The sequence below is a fragment of the Pseudomonas sp. SJZ080 genome, assembly GCF_007828295.1.
GTDB lineage: Bacteria > Pseudomonadota > Gammaproteobacteria > Pseudomonadales > Pseudomonadaceae > Aquipseudomonas > Aquipseudomonas migulae_A.
In genome coordinates, this window is sequence record NZ_VIUK01000020.1 from 85,551 (window position 1) to 105,433 (window position 19,883).

Genomic DNA, 19,883 nt, shown 5'->3' on the forward strand with positions numbered 1-19,883 from the left:
TCGCGCGCGATCATTTCTTTCATGCCCCGGAAAGCCCCGCAGGGTGACTCGCCTTCAGCAATCCGGCCAGGCACGGCGCCCGGCCAGAATCATTCTGCAAATTGCTGCCAAGTATCTTTTACAGCAGGTCTTTTATCAACAATTCAGCCACCTGCACAGCATTGAGCGCCGCGCCTTTGCGTACGTTATCTGACGTCAGCCACAAATTAAGTTCCGACGGGTCGTCGATTCCAGCGCGAACCCGACCGACGTAGACCACATCCTGCCCCACTGCGTCGCCGACCGCGGTCGGATAATCGCCGGCTTCCACCAGTTCAATCCCCGGCGCGTCTTCCAGCGCTTCGTTGATTTTCGCCAGGTCCACAGCGCTTGCTGACTGCAAGGTCACGCTAAAGCTATCGCCAAAAAACACCGGGGCTTGAATGCAAGTGGCGGAAATCTTTAATAAAGGCAAAGCCATGACCTGACGCAGCTCACGCACCAGGCGTTTTTCCAGCAGCGTATGGCCCTGTTCATCCGGCTTGCCGACTTGCGCCAGCAGGTTGAAAGCCATCTGCCGATCGAAGAAAGTCGGCTCCAGAGGACGCACATTGAGCAGTTCGGCGGTTTGCCGGGCCAGTTCAGTGACGGCTTCGCGGCCCTGGGCAGAGACGGCCAGACTGGCGGTCACATTGACGCGCTGCAGGTCGAGCAGACCGAGCAACGGTGCGAGCACTACGGCCAAGGTGGTGGCCGAAGGGCTTGGACTGCTGACCTGGAACGGTTTTTTCAGACCGGCCAACACCTGGGCATTGGCTTCCGGCACCACTTGTGGTGCCTGATCGGCCGGCAAGGCGCCCGACAGATCGATCAACGAGCAACCGGCGGCCGTGGCGCGCGAGGCAAAACTCAAGGTCACCGCCGGGCCTGCGGCGAAAAACACCAACTGCACTTTGCTGAAGTCGAACTCGTCCACTTCCCGCACCCGCACGTTCTTGCCGCGAAACGGCACCGAATGCCCGGCGGATTCACTGCTGGCCAGCAGGTGCAGGTTGCCGACCGGAAAGTCGCGTTCTTCGAGAATCTGCACGAGCGTTTCGCCGACAGTACCGGTGGCGCCGATCACGGCAATATCAAAGGACTGGCTCATGGTTCTACCTCTGGCGAAACGGGGGGAGCGGCACTTTACCGGGTGGGTGGCGTGCAGGCAATTCGGTGGAGGTTTGCGGCGCCTGTTCCGGCCTCTTCGACTTGCTCGCGAAGAGGCCGGTGCAGGCAACCAATCAACCTCTGCCGGCCACCCATAAAAAAACCCGCACCTCTTTCAAGGCGCGGGTTCTTTGATTACTTCAATCAATCAACGCTCAAGCAGAATCCGCAGCATGCGACGCAGCGGCTCGGCCGCGCCCCACAGCAGCTGGTCGCCAACGGTGAACGCGCCGACGAACTGCGAACCCATGTTCAGCTTGCGCAGACGGCCAACCGGAACATTCAGGGTGCCGGTGACCTTCGTCGGGCTCAGCTCCTGCATGCTGATGTCGCGGTTGTTCGGCACCAGTTTGACCCAAGGGTTGTGCTGGCTGATCAGCCCTTCGATGTCGGCGATCGGCACATCTTTGTTCAGCTTGATGGTCAACGCCTGGCTGTGGCAGCGCATGGCGCCGATGCGCACGCAGATGCCATCCACCGGGATCGGGCTCTTGAAGCGACCGAGGATCTTGTTGGTCTCGGCCTGGGCCTTCCACTCTTCGCGGCTCTGGCCGTTCGGCAGTTCCTTGTCGATCCACGGGATCAGGCTGCCGGCCAGCGGTACGCCGAAGTTTTCGGTCGGGTACGCGTCGCTGCGCATGGCTTCGGCTACACGGCGGTCGATGTCGAGGATGGCGCTGGCCGGGTCGGCCAGTTGATCGGCGACAGCGGCGTGGGTCGCGCCCATTTGCTTGATCAGTTCACGCATGTTCTGCGCGCCGGCACCGGAGGCTGCCTGATAAGTCATGGCGCTCATCCACTCGACCAGACCGGCTTCGAACAGACCGCCCAGGCCCATCAGCATCAGGCTGACGGTGCAGTTGCCGCCGATGTAGTTCTTGGTGCCCGCATCGAGCTGCTGGTCGATGACCTTGCGGTTCACCGGGTCCAGCACGATCACCGCGTCATCCTGCATGCGCAGGCTGGAAGCGGCGTCGATCCAGTAACCCTGCCAGCCGGCTTCGCGCAGCTTCGGGAAGACTTCGCTGGTGTAGTCGCCACCCTGGCAGGTCAGAATCACGTCGAGGGTTTTCAGCTCTTCAATGCTGTAAGCGTCCTTGAGCGGAGCAATGTCCTTGCCCACGGACGGGCCTTGGCCACCGACATTGGAAGTGGTGAAAAACACCGGCTCGATAAGATCGAAATCCTGCTCTTCCAGCATCCGCTGCATGAGCACGGAACCGACCATACCGCGCCAACCGATCAGACCTACACGTTTCATCGCAACTACACCTTCTTGAAAAGTGGGCCGCTGCTTTCGAAGTGGAAAGTGGCAGCGGGCCCGAGAGATTACAGATTCCGCAGCGCGGCGACTACTGCGTCACCCATTTCCTGCGTACCGACTTTAGTGCAACCGGTCGACCAGATGTCGCCCGTGCGCAGCCCCTGATCCAGCACCAGGCTCACGGCTTTCTCGATTGCATCCGCTGCATCCGACTGGTTGAAGCTGTAACGCAACATCATCGACACCGACAAAATGGTCGCCAGCGGGTTGGCAATGCCTTTGCCCGCGATGTCCGGCGCAGAGCCATGGCAAGGCTCGTACATGCCCTTGTTGTTGGTATCCAGGGACGCCGACGGCAGCATGCCGATGGAACCGGTAAGCATCGACGCCTGGTCGGACAGGATGTCGCCGAACATGTTGTCGGTGACGATCACGTCGAACTGCTTTGGCGCACGCACCAGCTGCATGGCGGCGTTGTCGACGTACATGTGGCTCAGTTCGACTTCAGGGTAATCCTTGGCCACTTCCTCGACGATTTCACGCCACAACTGGCTGGAAGCCAGGACGTTGGCCTTGTCCACCGAGCACAGCTTCTTGCCACGCACCATGGCCATGTCGAAACCGACACGGGCGATGCGGCGGATTTCGCTTTCGCTGTAGGGCAGCGTGTCGTAGGACTGACGCTCGCCGTTTTCCAGGGTACGGGTGCCGCGTGGCGTGCCGAAGTAGATACCGCCGGTCAGTTCGCGAACGATCAGGATGTCCAGACCGGAAACGATGTCGGCTTTCAGGCTGGAAGCCTCGGCCAGTTGCGGGTACAGGATCGCCGGGCGCAGGTTGCCGAACAGGCCCAGTTGCGCACGGATTTTCAGCAGACCGCGCTCAGGGCGGATGTCACGCTCGATGGTGTCCCATTTCGGACCGCCCACGGCGCCCAGCAAGACGGCGTCGGCTGCACGGGCTCGCTCCAGGGTTTCGTCGGCCAGAGGCACGCCGTGCTTGTCGATGGCAGCGCCACCGATCACGTCGTGGCTCAGTTCGAAGCCCAGGCTGTACTTGTCATTGGCCAGTTCCAGCACCTTGACCGCTTCGGCCATGATTTCCGGGCCAATACCGTCACCTGGGAGAATCAGAATCTGCTTGCTCATGCTTTCCTCATGTCATCAGTCGGAGCGCCCTGAGGCGCTCCCGGAAAAATTCTATCGCTCGGCCATCAGTACCAGCACATCGGTACTGAACGAACCATCGGCCTCAATCTCAAAATATTCGCGTACTTCGTTGCCCATCGACTGCTGCAACTCGCGGATCGCAGCGCGCATCACTTGTGGTGTGCGCATGCGCTCGACCCAGCTGTTGTACTCCAGACGCAGGCGTTGACGCGTGGTGCTGCGAGTGTGCAACCCCGCTTCGCTGACCTGGCGCAACCATTCACCCGCGGAATAATCGCGCACATGGCTGGTGTCGCGCAGCACTTCGACGCTTTGCAGGTAAGTGTCGAACAACGGGCTGCCCGGTGACAACACGTCGACGAACGCCGCCACGCCACCCGGCTTCAGCACCCGGCGAACTTCGCGCAGGGCCAGGCCGAGATCGCTCCAATGGTGCGCCGAATAACGGCTGAAGACGAAATCGAACTCACCATCGGCGAACGGCAGGCGTTCGGCGGCGCCGAGGGCCGTGGTCACATTAGTCAAACCCCGATCAACGGCTGCGGCGGCGACCACGTCGAGCATTTGCTGCGAGAGGTCGTAGGCCACCACTTCCTTGACCAGCGAGGCCACGTGGAAACTCACATGACCGGCGCCGCAACCCAGGTCCAGCACCCGGGCATCGCCCTTCCCGGCCACTTCGGCTTGTAGCAGTGCGAATTCGGTGCCTTGAGCGTGAACGGCGCTGCTCAGATAGGCCGAGGCCTGTTCACCGAATTGCTTTTGTACAACCTGAGTGTGTTGGGCGGTGCTGGTCATAGTTATGTCCTGATATTTGTGTTGTCTGATCTGCCGTCTTCGACTTGCTCGCGAAGAGGCCAGCCATACCTACATCAATTTCGGATCAATCACGCGTCGCGAAACAACCACGGCTGGCTCGCACGGTGCTTGGCTTCGAACGTCGCAATCGCCTCGTGGTCCTGCAAGGTCAGGCCGATGTCATCGAGGCCGTTGACCAGGCAGTGCTTGCGGAACTCGTCAAGCTCGAAGCTGTAGACCTTGCCGTCCGGCCGGGTCACGGTCTGGGCTTGCAGGTCGATCTTCAATTCATAGCCTGGATTCGCCTCGACTTGCTGGAACAGTTCATCCACTTCAGCGTCGCTCAAGATGATCGGCAGCAAGCCGTTCTTGAAGCTGTTGTTGTAGAAGATGTCGGCATAGCTCGGCGCAATGATGCTGCGGAAACCGTACTCTTCCAGCGCCCATGGCGCGTGCTCGCGGCTGGAGCCGCAACCGAAGTTCTCGCGGGCCAACAATACGCTGGCGCCCTGGTAACGCTCGGCGTTGAGGACGAAATCCTTGTTCAGCGGACGCTTGGAGTTGTCCTGATAGGCATAACCCACGTCCAGGTAGCGCCATTCGTCAAACAGGTTCGGGCCAAAACCGGTGCGCTTGATCGACTTCAAAAACTGCTTCGGAATGATCTGGTCGGTGTCGACGTTGGCACGATCCAATGGCGCGACCAAACCGGTGTGTTGGGTAAAAGCTCTCATGTGCGGTTCCTCAGATCAGTTCGCGAACGTCGATGAAACGACCGTTGACGGCAGCCGCCGCGGCCATGGCCGGGCTGACCAGGTGCGTACGGCCACCGGCGCCCTGACGCCCTTCGAAGTTGCGGTTGGACGTCGACGCGCAATGTTCGCCCGACTCCAAACGATCCGGGTTCATCGCCAGGCACATCGAGCAACCCGGTTCGCGCCACTCAAAACCGGCCTCGAGGAAAATCTTGTCCAGGCCTTCGGCCTCGGCTTGCGCCTTCACCAGGCCCGAGCCCGGCACCACGATGGCTTGCTTGATGGTCGAAGCGACCTTGCGGCCCTTGGCAATCACCGCTGCAGCGCGCAGATCTTCGATCCGAGAGTTGGTGCAGGAGCCAATGAATACGCGGTCCAGTTGAATGTCGGTGATCGCCTGATTGGCGGTCAGCCCCATGTACTTCAAGGCGCGTTCGATGGAACCGCGTTTGACCAGGTCCATTTCCTTCGCCGGGTCCGGCACGTTCTGATCGACCGCCAGAACCATCTCGGGCGAAGTGCCCCAACTGACTTGCGGTTTGATCTGAGTGGCGTCGAGTTCGACGACGGTGTCAAACACCGCATCAGCGTCGGAAACCAGGTCTTTCCAGGCTTCGACAGCCAGGTCCCATTCCGCGCCTTTCGGGGCAAACGGACGGCCTTTCACGTACGCCACGGTTTTTTCATCCGCCGCCACCAGACCTACGCGAGCGCCGGCCTCGATGGACATGTTGCAGATGGTCATGCGGCCTTCGATAGACAAGTCGCGAATGGCGCTGCCGGCAAACTCGATGGCGTGGCCATTGCCGCCGGCGGTGCCGATCTTGCCGATGACCGCGAGCACGATGTCCTTGGCGGTCACACCGAACGGCAGTTTGCCTTCGACCGACACCAGCATGTTCTTCATTTTCTTGGCGACCAGGCACTGCGTGGCGAACACGTGCTCGACCTCGGAAGTGCCGATGCCGTGGGCCAGGGCGCCAAACGCGCCGTGAGTCGAGGTGTGCGAGTCGCCGCAGACCACGGTCATGCCCGGCAAGGTAGCACCCTGCTCCGGACCGATTACGTGAACGATGCCCTGACGCACGTCATTCATTTTGAATTCGGTGATGCCATATTCGTCGCAGTAGTCATCAAGGGTCTGAACCTGCAAACGCGAGACCTGGTCGGTAATCGCTTCGATGCCGCCCTTGCGATCCGGAGTGGTCGGTACGTTGTGGTCCGGAGTGGCAATGATCGAGTCGACGCGCCAAGGCTTGCGCCCGGCCAGGCGCAGGCCTTCGAAAGCTTGGGGCGAAGTCACTTCATGGATGATGTGGCGGTCGATATAGATCAGCGACGACCCATCGTCGCGCCGTTTCACTTCATGGGATTCCCAAAGCTTGTCGTAAAGCGTTTTGCCGGCCATCAGACGGTCCTCATCAGCTTGTTTCTATGCCCTGGGCTTTGAACAATTCAATAACCCTTTGGCTTGTGAGGTCGATCCTAGGGGGTTACATTAAATAACTCAAATTCATATTTTTTATGCTTTGGATAACCAACTGGAATACAGCAATGGACCTCGCCAACCTCAATGCTTTTATTGCCATCGCCGAGACCGGAAGCTTCTCCGGCGCCGGTGAACGGCTGCACCTGACGCAACCGGCGATCAGCAAGCGGATTGCCGGGCTCGAGCAGCAATTGAAGGTGCGCCTGTTTGACCGCCTGGGGCGCGAAGTCGGGCTGACGGAAGCCGGTCGCGCCCTGCTGCCGCGGGCCTATCAGATTCTGAACGTGCTGGACGACACCCGCCGTGCCCTGACCAACCTGACCGGCGAAGTGAGCGGTCGCCTGACCCTGGCCACCAGTCACCACATCGGCCTGCACCGTTTGCCCCCCCTATTAAGGGAGTTCACCCGCCGTTACCCACAAGTCGCGCTGGATATTCAGTTCCTCGATTCGGAAGTGGCCTACGAAGAAATCCTCCATGGTCGCGCCGAGCTTGCCGTCATCACCCTGGCGCCGGAGCCCCACGCACTGGTCAAGGCCACGCCGGTGTGGGACGACCCGCTGGATTTCGTGGTCGCGCCAGAGCATTCGCTGATCAGCAATGGCGCGGTAACCCTGGCAGACATCGCCCTGCATCCGGCCGTGTTTCCCGGCGGCAACACCTTTACTCACCATATCGTCCAGCGCCTGTTCGAAGCGCAAGGCTTGACGCCGAATATCGCCATGAGCACGAATTATCTGGAAACCATCAAGATGATGGTCTCGATCGGCCTGGCCTGGAGCGTATTGCCGCGCACCATGCTCGACGATCAAGTTGCACGAATACCTTTGCCGGGCATACAACTGACTCGCCAGCTAGGCTATATCTTGCACACCGAACGGACGCTGTCGAACGCAGCACGGGCTTTTATGGCCTTGCTGGATGCACAAATCGATCTGCCAGGGACTCAAGGCTAATTTGTGCTAATCCTATAGAGCCGCGAAATCCTGTGCCTAACGCCCAATTCAGCCCAAGGCCTGCCAATGCCGAAATCCGTTGACCGTATTCCGCCAATGCCGCGTATACAGGCGCTTGACCCGAAACGGTCCGAGCAAAGCTGGGAAAGCGCGCCGCAGTTGCTGGCCGCGCTCAACGGAGCGCGTCTGGGCGCCTGGTATTGGGACATCGAGCGCGGGCAGATCAGTTGGTCGCGGGGTACGCAGGCCTTGTTCGGCTTCGACCCCCGGCTGCCATTGCCCGCCGACCTGGAATACCTCGACCTGCTGCCGCCTGAAGACCGGGCCAAAACCATTCGCGCGTTCCATGCCGTGATTGCCGGCGCTCCGCTGGAGCAAGCAATGCACCACCGCATTCGCTGGCCCGATGGCAGCCTTCACTGGCTGGAGATCAATGGCAGTTTGCTGCCGGACAAACACGGTCGGCCGCGCATGATCGGGGTGATCCGCGAAATCACCCACCAGCGCCAGCGTGAACAGGCACTGAGCAGCTCGGAAAAACGTTTCGCGACGCTGTTTCACCTGTGTCCGAACATGGTACTTCTGACCCGCCAGGAAGACGGCCTGATCACCGAGGCCAACCAGTATTTCGAAAGCCTGTTCGGCTGGCCGGTGCAGAACGCGATTGGCCGCACCACGATAGAACTGGGCCTGTGGGTGCACCCGGAACAACGCGATAAACTGGTCAAGGCGACCAAGGCCAAAGGCGAGCTGATCAACATGGAAGTGCAGTTCCGCGCCAGCAATGGCCAGATCCACGACGGCATCCTCAGCGCGCAAAAAGTAGAACTCGAAGGCCAACCCTATCTGCTCAGCACCTTCCTCGACACCACCGAACGCAAGGCCGCCGAACTCGCCCTGAAAGACAGCCAGGAGCGCCTCGATCTGGCGCTGGATTCAGCCCAACTCGGCACCTGGGACTGGCACATTCCCAGCGGCATGCTCTATGGCTCGGCCCGGGCCGCCCAGTTGCACGGGCTGGAACCCAAGCCGTTCCATGAGTCCTTCGAAGAGTTTTTCGAAGGCGTGCCCGGCGAAGAACGCGACAGCATGCGCGATGCCTATCGCAGCCTGCGCGAAGGTCCGGCGGGCAACTATCAATTGACTTACCGCGTACAAATGGAAGATGGCACTTCGCGCTACCTGGAAAGCCGCGCCCGCCTCTACCGCGATGATAACGGCGCGCCGTTGCGCATGGCAGGCACCTTGCTCGACATTACCGATCAGGTCGAGCGCGAGCAGATGCTGGTCGCTTCCGAAGAGAAATTTGCCACCCTGTTCCAGGTCAGTCCGGACCCGATTTGCGTCACCCGCCAGGACACCGGCCAGTTCATCGAAATCAACTCCAGTTTCACCCAGACTTTCGGCTGGAACACCGCCGAGGTGATTGGTCGCAGCGCCGACGAAATCGGCCTGTGGGACGCGTCGGCAAAAAGCCTGCGCCGGATCGAACAAGTCATCCGCGAACAAGGCCTGAACAACGTCGCCATTCTCGTTCAGCACAAGGACGGCCAATCGCTGACCTGCGTGATTTCCAGCCGCCAGATCAGCGTCGGCGACCAGCCGTGCATCGTTACCACCTTGCGCGACATCACCCAGCAACAACGCTCGGAAGCGGCGCTCAAGGCCAGCGAAGAGAAGTTCGCCAAGGCTTTCCACTCCAGTCCCGACGCTATCACCATTACCGAACGCGACACCGGGCGCTATCTGGAGGTCAACGATGGTTTCTGCCGCCTGACCGGCTATCGCGCCGATGAGGTGGTCGGCCGCACGGTGTACCAGGTCGGCATCTGGGCCGAAGAAAAACAACGCTCGGCGCTGTTGGCCGAACTACAGGTCAAGGGCCGGGTGCATCACCAGGAGATGCTCGGCCGCAACAAGCGCGGCGAACTGCTGACCGTCGAAGTCTCGGTGGAACCGATCACGCTCAACGAAACCGCTTGCCTGCTGCTGACCGCGCGGGACGTCAGCCTGCTGAAAAACGCCGAAGCGCAGATCCGTCACCTGGCCTACCACGACCCGCTGACCAACCTGCCCAACCGCGCACTGTTGATGGACCGCCTGAGCCAGCAGATCGCCCTGCTCAAACGCCACAACCTGCGTGGCGCCCTGATGTTTCTCGATCTCGACCACTTCAAGCACATCAACGACTCGCTCGGCCACCCCGTGGGCGACACGGTGCTGAAGATCATCACCGCCCGCCTTGAAGCCAGTGTGCGCATGGAAGACACCGTCGCGCGGCTGGGCGGCGATGAGTTCGTGGTGTTGCTCAGCGGTCTGGAAGGTTCGCGCAATGAAGTCAGCGCCCAGGTCCGCGAACTTGCGGACACCTTGCGTGAACTGTTGTCCGAACCGATGTTCCTGGATGGTCAACGCCTGCAAGTGACGCCAAGTATCGGCATCGCGCTGATTCCCGATCACGGCTCGACCCCGACCGACCTGCTCAAGCGCGCCGACATCGCGCTTTATCGGGCCAAGGATTCAGGGCGCAACACCACGCAGATGTACCACAACACCATGCAAAAGGCCGCCAGTGAACGCCTGCGCATGGAAACCGACTTGCGCCTGGCTCTTTCCCGGGGTGAGTTCGAGGTGCATTACCAGCCTCAGGTGGACGCTCGCAACAACCGCATCGTCGGTGCCGAAGCGCTGGTGCGCTGGAGCCATCCGGAGCTCGGCGCACAATCGCCGACCGAATTCATCAAGGTGCTGGAAGACAGCGGGTTGATTCTGGAGGTCGGCACCTGGATCGTCGACGAAGTGTGCTCAGCCTTCAAACAATTGATCGCCAAGGGCCTGATCAACCCGTTGGATTTCAGCCTTTGTGTGAACATCAGCCCGCGGCAATTCCGCCAGAACGACTTCGTCGAGCGCATCGAGCACAGCCTCGTCAGCCACGGCCTCCCCTGCTCGCTGCTGAAACTGGAAATCACCGAAGGCATCGTCATCCAGAATCTGGAAGACACCATCAGCAAAATGCGTCGCCTGAAAAAGCTCGGCGTAAGCTTCGCCATGGATGACTTTGGCACCGGTTACTCCTCGTTGACCTACCTCAAGCGACTGCCGGTCGACACGCTGAAAATCGACCAGTCATTCATCCGCGACGCCACCACCGACCCCAACGACGCCGAGATCATCCGCGCTATCGTCGCCATGGCCCGCAGCCTGGAATTGAAAGTGATTGCCGAAGGAGTGGAGACCCCGGAACAGCTTGAGTTCCTGCAGGGGCTGGGCTGCCATTTTTATCAGGGGTATTTGCACAGCTCGCCGCTGCCGGTGAAGGCGTTCCAGAAGCTTCTTAAATAACGCGGACGGTGCAGGAGCTGCCGAAGGCTGCGATCTTTTGATCTTGCATTGTGATTGCCGGCGTAAAGATCAAAAGATCGCAGCCTTCGGCAGCTCCTACGGGACGGGACAAGGCACAAAAAAAGGGCGCCATTGGCGCCCTTTTCACTGCCCTGCCTTAGTGCTGCAGGGCTGGTTTTTGTGTCCCGTTGATCGGGATGCGTTTGGCTTTCGCCTCTTCCGGAACCACCCGCAACAGGTCGATACTCAACAAACCGTTGCTCAGGTCGGCGGCCTTGATTTCGATATGGTCCGCCAGACGGAAGGACAGTTTGAAGGCCCGCTGTGCGATGCCTTGGTACAGATAAGTGACTTCTTCGTTCGCGTCAAGTTTGCCGCCACTGATGGTCAGCACACCTTTTTCCACTTGCAACTCCAGGTCTTCTTCCTGGAATCCGGCGGCCGCTATGACGATGCGGTATTGGTCGTCGCCGTGTTTTTCAACGTTGTAAGGTGGGTAGGTGCTGCCTGGCTCGTTGCGCAGCGCGGTTTCGAACAGGTCGTTGAAACGGTCGAAACCCACCGAGGAACGGAACAGTGGTGCCATCGAAAATGCAGTGCTCATGATTCAAATCTCCCGAAAACATATCAGCAAGTTTTTTTGTCTCCGCGACCCGAATTCGGCATCGCGTAATCCTTAAATAAGGACCGCTGATGGCTTTTCAAGAGAGTTTTTCAGAATTTTTTCAAGCTGCTTCCAACACCTGCAAACCCAGCAATCGCGAGACCTGATCCAGTTCGGTTTCACGGCGCAGCTCGGTAAACAACTCAACGGCTTCGGGATAATTGCGCGTCAGCATGGCCAGCCACTGCTTCAGGCGACCCGGCGATTGACGCGCTGTCATCTGCGCCTTGGCCTGCAGCCAGAAGTCCTGAATCAGCGGCAACAGCTCCGCCCAAGTCATCTCGACCACTTCTTCACCGGCACGGGCGGCAGCGATTTGCCGGGCCAGGTCCGGACGCGACACCAGCCCGCGGCCGAGCATGATGTCTTCCACGCCACTGATTTCGCGGCAACGGCGCCAGTCTTCAACGCTCCAGATATCACCATTGGCGAACACCGGCACCTTGACCACTTCCTGCACGCGGGGTATCCACTCCCAATGTGCCGGCGGTTTGTAACCGTCCATCTTGGTCCGCGCATGCACCACGATGTGTGCCGCGCCGCCTTCGGCCAAGGCGGTGGCGCAGACCAGCGAACCGTCCGGGCTGTCGAAGCCCAGACGCATTTTCGCGGTGACCGGAATGTGCGCTGGAACGGCGCGACGGACATGCTCGACGATCTGGTTCAGCAGCTCGGGCTCTTTGAGCAGCACCGCACCACCGCGCGATTTGTTGACGGTTTTGGCCGGGCAACCGAAGTTCAGGTCGATGACTTCAGAACCCAATTCGCAGGCCAGCGCGGCGTTTTCCGCCAGGCACACCGGATCGGAACCCAACAGCTGCACGCGCAACGGCACGCCAGACGCGGTGCGCGCACCCGTCAGCAGTTCAGGACCGAACTTGTGGAAGTAGGCAGGCGTGAGCAACTGATCGTTGATCCGGATGAACTCGGTCACGCACCAATCGATACCGCCCACACGGGTCAGCACGTCCCGCAGGATGTTGTCGACCAACCCCTCCATGGGTGCCAAAGCAATTTGCATGAAAAACACACTCGACGAAAAACGTGCGGCAGTTTACTGGGTTTCACAATCGAAAAGATAACCACCTGTAGGAGCTGCCGGGATCGGGTCAGTTCGTTAGCTGCAACGCAGGGCCGTAACCTTCGATAAACTCCGCCGGCATGCGCTTGGGTTTGCCCGTGGACAGTTCGATACAGACAAACGTGGTCTGCGCGCGCAGCAACGTGGTGTTGTCGCTCGGGCGCTTCAGTTGGAAGTGCCGGGTCATTTTCAGGCGCTGATCCCAATCGACGATCCAGGTCGCCAATTGCAACTCATCGCCCTCGTAGGCCGCAGCCAGGTAATCGATCTCGTGCCGCACCACCGCCATCGCCCGATCAAGCCGCCGGTACTCGACCAGATCCAGGCCGAGCCGCTGAGAGTGGCGCCAGGCACAGCGCTCGAGCCAGGTCACGTACACCGCATTATTCGCGTGACCCAACCCGTCGATGTCCTCGGCGCCCACTTCCAGATCAATGATAAATGGCGTTGCCCGATCCCAGCCCATGCCCCACTCCCGGTCAGATTATGTCGACCGGGGCAGTGTAACGGATGCTCAGGCCGATTGGCGCGATCGCAGGCTGCGGCCGGCCAGCAGTGATAACACGCCATCAATCACCCGAGGGTCAGCCAGTACCCGCTGATGACCGCCTTCTTTCAGTCGCAACAGACGGCTGTCGAACCAGGCTTCGTGAATCAGCTGGGATTCCTTGACCGGAACAAAGCAGTCGTCTTCGGCGTGAACGATCAGGCCAGGCATGTCGAGTTGATAGTGCGAGACATCCAGCGCAGCGGCACGCATGCCAACGTCTTTTTCAACCTGTCGAATGAACGCCGAACGGGCTTTGGGCGGCAGTCGCACATAGCGGGCAAAACCACGCAGCACCCCGAGAATCCGCGCCGGAGCCGCAATCGTCACCAGGGTTTCAGTGCGCAAACCCAACTGGACGGCGAGCATGGCGCTGGCACCGCCCATCGAGTGACCGATGACCGCCTGCAGCGGTGGCAGCTCGGCGGCAGCCTCGAGCATGGCTCGGGCGAACAGCACGACGTTTGCTTCGTTGCCCGGCGAACGACCATGCGCAGGCCCGTCCAACGCAACGACGGTGTAACCGGCATCAACCAGCGCAGTGATCAGGCTGGCGAACTGCGTCGGCCGCCCTTCCCAACCGTGCATCAGCAACACCGCAGGACCTTGCCCCCAGCGCAACGCCGACAGGCCAAAGCGTAAAGTGATGCGCTCGGATTTCGCCAGCAGCGGCAGTTCCCAGTCACGCGGCGGCAGATCCCGCGGCGTCATGAAGGCCAGTCGCATTTTGCTCGCGACCAGTTTCGGTGCAAACCAGCCCAAGGTGCCATTAACGCCACGAACCCACTTTAACGTGCTCATCGCTCTCACTCCTCAAGCCATTTGCCTTCAGGTCATAACACCGCCGACTTGGCGGCACGCAGCAATCGATCGGACAAATCTCCTGGCCCCAACGCCCGCGCCAGAGCCAAACCACCCACCATCAAAGCCATGTCGGCCAAGGCTTTGTCGGTGTCTTCCGGGCTGGCCGCCAACTGCGCGACCATCATCTCCACATGCTCATTCAACGCCACACGAAACGCGTCCGGCAGACGCCCCAGCTCGCCGACAGACGCCGGGATCGGGCACGCCGACGCAGAGGAATCACGGTGTTTGCGTGACAGGTAAAACGCAGCCACCAAGGCGCGACGCTCTTCGCCGGTCAATTCGGCGTCCATGTCGGCGATCAGGCCACGGCGATGACCGAGCAGTTGCTTGAACGCTTCCAGCATCATCGCGTCCTTGCTTTCGAAGTGCGCATAGAAGCCGCCAACCGTCAGGCCGGCTGCGCCCATCACTTCGCCCACGCTCGGTTCGGCCGGGCCGCGCTGAATCAGCGCTGCGCTGGCGGCCTTGAGGATGCGTTCGCGGGTTTGAGCTTTTTTATCGTTCATCGTTGCCTCCGAATATTACGACTAGAATATTATTCTCATAATAATTTTACGCAAGTCGTGAGTGTGACCGCTGGTCTGAAGCACAGTTTGAAAGAAATGAGGGGGTTTGGCCAAACGCCAGACAAACAAAAGGGCCATTCAATAATTGAATGACCCTTATAAAATCCCGCAGAGCGGGTAATCGTGGCGTCCCCTAGGGGACTCGAACCCCTGTTACCGCCGTGAAAGGGCGGTGTCCTAGGCCACTAGACGAAGGGGACGCAAAACCTTCTATACAACTGATCAGTGCTGAGAGCTGATCGATTCAAGGCCGGTGTGGCCAGACCTTGAACTGTAAAATTGGTGGAGCTAGACGGGATCGAACCGTCGACCTCTTGCATGCCATGCAAGCGCTCTCCCAGCTGAGCTATAGCCCCGGATTTTTCGCCTCGCGGCGGAGCGACATCTTGCAACATCGCTTCTGTAAAACTGGCGTCCCCTAGGGGACTCGAACCCCTGTTACCGCCGTGAAAGGGCGGTGTCCTAGGCCACTAGACGAAGGGGACGCAAACCCTTCTATACAACAGATCAACACTGAGTGTTGATCGCCTCAAGGCCGGTGTGGCCAGACCTTGAAGTGTAAATTGGTGGAGCTAGACGGGATCGAACCGTCGACCTCTTGCATGCCATGCAAGCGCTCTCCCAGCTGAGCTATAGCCCCTCATCGCTGAGGACGGGGCGAATCTTAATGGCGCTTCGAAAGGCTGTCAAACTTATTTTTAAAATATTTCAAAGTTTTTTGCCGACATAACAATCACTTACCGCCTCTCCCCGAAAAACGGGGATGCTGCCAAAAGCAAGATCAAAAGATCGCAGCCTTCGGCAGCTCCTACAGGGGGATTGCATTTCAAATGTAGGAGCTGGCGCAGCCTGCGATCTTTTCGGGACATCAAGGAATCAGGCGATATTCGCCAGCAGTTTTTCCCACTCCTTGTTTTCCTTCTTCGACACGCCACCGAGCAAGTCGATAGCCTGACGCAAACGGAAACGCGTCAGGTCCGGGCCGAGGATTTCCATCGCATCGAGCACCGACACCGAGCTCGCCTGCCCAGTGATCGCAGCGAACATCAGCGGCATGGCGTCACGCAGCTTCAGCTCCAGGGATTCGACCACCGCTTGAATCGTCGCCGTGATGCTGTCCTTTTCCCACTGACGCAGGCTTTCCAGTTTCCACAGGATCAACTGCATCAACTGACGAACCTGATCACCCGACAGCTTCTTCGATTCAAACAGCTTGGCATCCGGGTTCACGCCACCGGCGAAGAAGAAACCGGCCAGCGGTGCGACCTGGCTGAAGGTTTCAACGCGGCCCTGCACGTGCGGTGCAATCTTCATCATGTATTCAGGGTTCAGTGCCCAGGTCTGCAAGCGCGAGGCGAATTCTTCCACCGGCAAGTCACGCAGCCACTGGCCGTTGAGCCAGGACAGCTTCTCGATGTCGAAAATCGGCCCGCCGAGGGAGACGCGGCTCAGGTCGAAGTTGTCGACCATTTCCTGCAGCGAGAACTTTTCGCGCTCGTCCGGCATCGACCAGCCCATGCGCCCGAGGTAGTTGAGCATCGCTTCCGGCATGAAACCCATGCGCTCGTAGAACGTCACCGAGGTCGGATTCTTGCGCTTGGACAGCTTGCTCTTGTCCGGGTTACGCAGCAGCGGCATGTAGCACAGCTCCGGTTGTTCCCAGCCGAAGTATTCGTACAGCAGAATCAGTTTCGGTGCCGAAGGCAGCCATTCTTCACCGCGCAGAACGTGGGTGATGCCCATCAGGTGGTCATCCACCACGTTGGCCAGGAAGTACGTCGGCAGGCCGTCGGTCTTCATCAGCACTTGCATGTCCATGCGATCCCACGGGATCTCGACGTCGCCACGCAGCATGTCCGGCACCACGCACACGCCTTCGCTCGGCACTTTCATGCGGATCACGTGCGGCTCGCCAGCGGCCAGACGGCGCGCGACTTCTTCCTTGGAGAGCAACAGTGCACGACCGTCGTAACGCGGAGTTTCGCCGCGAGCCATTTGTTCGGCGCGCATCTGATCCAGCTCTTCGGCGGTGCAGAAGCACGGAAACGCGTGACCCATCTCGACCAGTTGCTGGCAATACTTCTGATAGATGTCACCGCGCTCGCTTTGACGGTACGGACCGTGCGGGCCGCCGACGTCCGGGCCTTCGCTCCAGTCGATGCCCAACCAGCGCAGGGCGTCGAAAATCTGCTGTTCGGACTCGCGGGTCGAACGCAACTGATCGGTGTCTTCGATCCGCAGGATGAACTCACCGCCGTGCTGCTTGGCAAAGCAGTAGTTGAACAAAGCGATGTAAGCGGTACCTACGTGGGGGTCCCCGGTAGGCGATGGCGCGATGCGCGTGCGGACGGTGGTCATGGCAAGTCTCGAAATGAAGATAAAACAAAGGGCGAATGGTAACAGGCGTTGCCCGCCCGGCTCCAGTGAGCAGGGCATTTAAGCCAAGTTTGCGTCTACAACGGGCTCGGGCCGGGGTGAATGATGGATTATCAGCCGATGGCATTTACCCACTATCGACTGTATGCCAAATTCGCCTGCTGATAACTTTCCTTACAATTTCTCGACTACAGTTTGCCCCATGCCTGCCCAACTCAAGCGTCGCCTGTTTATTTTCCTGTTGATCGTCCTGCTGATTGCCGGGGGCTTTTGTGCCCAGTGGTTTTTCAAGGGACGGTTTTATGAAAGTACCGACAACGCCTACGTCCAGGGCGAGATCACCCGTGTGTCGAGCCAGTTGGGCGCGCGCATCGATCAGGTACTGGTGCAGGACAACCAGCACGTCGAGAAAGGTCAGCTGCTGATCAAGCTCGAAGGCGATGACTTCCACCTCGCCGTCGACCGCGCCAACGCCGCTCTCGCCACCCGCCAGGCCGAACGCCTGCAAGCCCAGAGCAAACTGACCCAGCAGGCCAGCCTGATTGCCGCAAGCGAAGCGCAAGTGGCGTCCAGCCAGGCCAGCCTCGGTCGCTCGCAAATCGATTTGTCCCGCGCGCAAACCCTGCGCAAACCGGGCTACGTTTCCGAAGAGCGGGTAACCACCCTCTCCGCCGACAACCACATCGCCCGCTCGCAGGTGACCAAGGCCCAGGCGGACGCTCAAAGTCAGCGCCAGCAAGTCAATTCCCTGAGCGCGGAAATCAAACGCCTCGACGCTATGATCGCCAACGCCAAAACCGATCTGGCCCAAGCGGAACTGAACCTGACCCGCAGCGAAATCCACGCCCCCATCAGCGGCCTGATCGGCCAGCGTGCCGCTCGCGAAGGCCAATATGTGCAGCCCGGTGCGTATCTGATGTCGATCGTCCCCGACCAGGACATCTGGATTCAGGCCAACTTCAAGGAAACCCAGATTGGCCGCATGCAGCCCGGCCAGAAAGCCGAACTGACGTTCGACGCCTACAGCGACACGCCGATAGAAGCGCGGGTCGACAGCCTGTTCGCGGCCTCAGGCGCGCAGTTCAGCCTGTTGCCGCCGGACAATGCCACCGGCAACTTCACCAAAGTCGTACAACGGATTCCGGTAAAACTGACCTTCGCCGCGGACAGCCCGCTGCACGGCAAGATTCGTCCGGGCATGTCGGTCACCGCCAAAGTGAACATCAAAGACGCCCCTGACGATGGCCGGTGATCAACTGATCCGCCCCGCCGGCGAACCGACCCGGCGGGACTGGATCGCGGTGATGAGCGTGATGCTCGGCGCGTTCATGGCGGTGCTCGACATTCAAATCACCAACTCGTCGCTCAAGGATATTCAGGGCGCGCTGTCGGCGACCCTGGAAGAAGGCTCATGGATTTCCACGTCGTACCTGGTCGCGGAGATCATCATGATTCCGCTGACGGCGTGGCTCGTGCAACTGCTCTCGGCACGCCGTCTGGCCGTGTGGGTCTCACTCGGGTTTCTTGCAGCCTCCCTGCTCTGCTCCATGGCGTGGAGCCTGGAAAGCATGATCATTTTCCGCGCGCTGCAGGGCTTCACCGGCGGCGCGCTGATCCCTCTGGCGTTCACCCTGACGCTGATCAAACTTCCCGAACACCACCGCGCCAAAGGCATGGCGATGTTCGCCATGACCGCAACGTTCGCGCCCTCCATCGGCCCGACGCTCGGCGGCTGGCTGACGGAAAACTGGGGCTGGGAATACATTTTCTACATCAATATCCCGCCGGGCCTGATCATGATCGCCGGCCTGATGTATGGCCTGGAAAAGAAAGAAGCGCACTGGGAACTGCTGAAAAGCACTGACTACACGGGCATTGTCACCCTTGGTATCGGCCTCGGTTGTTTGCAGGTGTTTCTGGAGGAAGGCCACCGCAAGGACTGGCTGGAATCGGACCTGATCGTCGGGCTCGGCAGTATCGCCCTGGTCAGCCTGATCACCTTTGTGATCGTGCAGTTTTCCAAGCCCAACCCGCTGATCAACCTCGGCATCCTCGGTAATCGAAACTTCGGCTTATCGAGCATTTCCAGCATCGGGATGGGGGTCGGGTTGTACGGTTCGATCTATCTGTTGCCGCTGTACCTGGCGCAGATCCAGAATTACAACGCCCTGCAGATCGGCGAAGTGATCATGTGGATGGGCGTGCCGCAGCTGTTTTTGATTCCACTGGTGCCGAAACTGATGAAGGTCATTTCGCCGAAATGGCTGTGCACGCTGGGGTTCGGGCTATTCGGGTTGGCGAGTTTTTCCTCGGGTGTGCTGAACCCGGATTTTGCCGGGCCGCAGTTCAATCAGATCCAGATCATCCGCGCGCTGGGGCAGCCGTTGATCATGGTGACAATCTCGCTGATCGCCACCGCGTACATCCTGCCGCAGGATGCGGGGTCGGCGTCGAGCCTGTTCAACATCCTGCGCAACCTCGGCGGCGCGATCGGCATCGCCCTCCTCGCCACGCTGCTGGATGCCCGGACCAAGACCTACTTTGATTATTTGCGTGAATCCATCGTGCCGAGCAACCCGCAGGTCGCCGAGCGTATGGCGTCGCTGACGGACCGGTTGGGCAGCGAAACGGCGGCGCTGGGCAAGCTCAGTGAGATCGCCCATCAGCAGGCGTCGATCATGGCTTACAACGATGCGTTTCATTTTGTCGGGATTGCGTTGGGGATCAGCATGCTGGCGGTGTTGCTGACCAGGAAGCTGCCGGCGGGGTTGAAGGCTGGCGAGGCGCACTAGTTGATATTTGTATCGCCCTGACTGGC

Annotated in this window: 16 protein-coding genes and 4 tRNA genes; 4 read left to right on the forward strand and 16 right to left on the reverse strand. The window is 59.8% G+C overall.

Annotation, left to right across the window (positions count from 1 at the left end; translation table 11 throughout):
* Positions 1 to 118: 118 nt before the first annotated feature.
* The 6 genes from FBY04_RS23305 to leuC form a co-directional block, all read right to left on the reverse strand.
* Positions 119 to 1,129: an aspartate-semialdehyde dehydrogenase gene (locus FBY04_RS23305; RefSeq protein WP_084318005.1), complete on the reverse strand. Its 1,011-nt coding sequence runs from the start codon at positions 1,127 to 1,129 to the stop codon at positions 119 to 121.
* Between the two features lie 207 nt (positions 1,130 to 1,336).
* On the reverse strand, positions 1,337 to 2,449 hold the full coding sequence (gene asd / locus FBY04_RS23310; RefSeq protein WP_046026895.1) for an aspartate-semialdehyde dehydrogenase: 1,113 nt from the start codon (positions 2,447 to 2,449) through the stop codon (positions 1,337 to 1,339).
* 68 nt (positions 2,450 to 2,517) lie between these two features.
* Positions 2,518 to 3,600 carry a 3-isopropylmalate dehydrogenase gene (leuB, locus tag FBY04_RS23315; protein WP_084318006.1) on the reverse strand — a complete coding sequence of 361 codons (1,083 nt, stop codon included), beginning with the start codon at positions 3,598 to 3,600 and terminating at the stop codon, positions 2,518 to 2,520.
* A 51-nt stretch (positions 3,601 to 3,651) separates the two neighbouring features.
* A complete protein-coding gene (locus FBY04_RS23320; protein WP_084318007.1) occupies positions 3,652 to 4,419 on the reverse strand; it encodes a class I SAM-dependent methyltransferase in 768 nt (255 codons plus the stop codon).
* An 89-nt stretch (positions 4,420 to 4,508) separates the two neighbouring features.
* Positions 4,509 to 5,153, reverse strand: a complete 645-nt coding sequence (gene leuD / locus FBY04_RS23325) for a 3-isopropylmalate dehydratase small subunit (protein WP_084318008.1) — start codon at positions 5,151 to 5,153, stop codon at positions 4,509 to 4,511.
* Positions 5,154 to 5,163: 10 nt separating this feature from the next.
* A complete protein-coding gene (gene leuC / locus FBY04_RS23330; protein ID WP_084318009.1) occupies positions 5,164 to 6,582 on the reverse strand; it encodes a 3-isopropylmalate dehydratase large subunit in 1,419 nt (472 codons plus the stop codon).
* A 146-nt stretch (positions 6,583 to 6,728) separates the two neighbouring features.
* Here leuC and FBY04_RS23335 point away from each other — a divergent pair, with 146 nt between their 5' ends.
* A complete protein-coding gene (locus FBY04_RS23335) occupies positions 6,729 to 7,619 on the forward strand; it encodes a LysR family transcriptional regulator (RefSeq protein ID WP_084318010.1) in 891 nt (296 codons plus the stop codon).
* Between the two features lie 66 nt (positions 7,620 to 7,685).
* The gene (locus FBY04_RS23340; RefSeq protein WP_145317189.1) at positions 7,686 to 10,964 is read left to right on the forward strand and encodes a bifunctional diguanylate cyclase/phosphodiesterase; all 3,279 of its coding nucleotides are present in this window, start codon (positions 7,686 to 7,688) and stop codon (positions 10,962 to 10,964) included.
* Positions 10,965 to 11,121: 157 nt separating this feature from the next.
* Here FBY04_RS23340 and FBY04_RS23345 read toward each other — a convergent pair whose 3' ends face one another.
* The 10 genes from FBY04_RS23345 to gltX all read right to left on the reverse strand — a co-directional run bounded on the left by FBY04_RS23345 (position 11,122) and on the right by gltX (position 17,047).
* On the reverse strand, positions 11,122 to 11,568 hold the full coding sequence (locus tag FBY04_RS23345; RefSeq protein ID WP_145317191.1) for an Hsp20 family protein: 447 nt from the start codon (positions 11,566 to 11,568) through the stop codon (positions 11,122 to 11,124).
* A 121-nt stretch (positions 11,569 to 11,689) separates the two neighbouring features.
* Positions 11,690 to 12,649, reverse strand: a complete 960-nt coding sequence (locus FBY04_RS23350) for a tRNA-dihydrouridine synthase (RefSeq protein WP_084318013.1) — start codon at positions 12,647 to 12,649, stop codon at positions 11,690 to 11,692.
* Positions 12,650 to 12,737: 88 nt separating this feature from the next.
* Entirely contained in the window at positions 12,738 to 13,175 is a 438-nt protein-coding gene (locus FBY04_RS23355; protein WP_084318014.1) for a thioesterase family protein, read from the reverse strand.
* A 48-nt stretch (positions 13,176 to 13,223) separates the two neighbouring features.
* Positions 13,224 to 14,057 (reverse strand): alpha/beta fold hydrolase, encoded by an 834-nt coding sequence (locus FBY04_RS23360; protein ID WP_145317193.1) that lies wholly within the window; start codon positions 14,055 to 14,057, stop codon positions 13,224 to 13,226.
* Positions 14,058 to 14,089: 32 nt separating this feature from the next.
* Entirely contained in the window at positions 14,090 to 14,629 is a 540-nt protein-coding gene (locus tag FBY04_RS23365; protein WP_145317195.1) for a TetR/AcrR family transcriptional regulator, read from the reverse strand.
* 184 nt (positions 14,630 to 14,813) lie between these two features.
* Positions 14,814 to 14,889: transfer RNA gene (locus FBY04_RS23370), tRNA-Glu, on the reverse strand.
* A gap of 80 nt (positions 14,890 to 14,969) precedes the next feature.
* Positions 14,970 to 15,045 (reverse strand) — tRNA-Ala (locus tag FBY04_RS23375).
* Between the two features lie 53 nt (positions 15,046 to 15,098).
* Positions 15,099 to 15,174, reverse strand: a tRNA-Glu gene (locus FBY04_RS23380).
* A 79-nt stretch (positions 15,175 to 15,253) separates the two neighbouring features.
* Positions 15,254 to 15,329: transfer RNA gene (locus FBY04_RS23385), tRNA-Ala, on the reverse strand.
* 236 nt (positions 15,330 to 15,565) lie between these two features.
* Positions 15,566 to 17,047: a glutamate--tRNA ligase gene (gene gltX / locus FBY04_RS23390; RefSeq protein ID WP_084318017.1), complete on the reverse strand. Its 1,482-nt coding sequence runs from the start codon at positions 17,045 to 17,047 to the stop codon at positions 15,566 to 15,568.
* Between the two features lie 220 nt (positions 17,048 to 17,267).
* Between gltX and FBY04_RS23395 the strand changes: the two genes are divergently transcribed.
* Positions 17,268 to 18,317 carry an HlyD family secretion protein gene (locus tag FBY04_RS23395; protein WP_145317197.1) on the forward strand — a complete coding sequence of 350 codons (1,050 nt, stop codon included), beginning with the start codon at positions 17,268 to 17,270 and terminating at the stop codon, positions 18,315 to 18,317.
* 49 nt (positions 18,318 to 18,366) lie between these two features.
* Positions 18,367 to 19,857, forward strand: a complete 1,491-nt coding sequence (locus tag FBY04_RS23400) for an MDR family MFS transporter (RefSeq protein WP_174602647.1) — start codon at positions 18,367 to 18,369, stop codon at positions 19,855 to 19,857.
* Positions 19,858 to 19,883 lie beyond the last annotated feature (26 nt).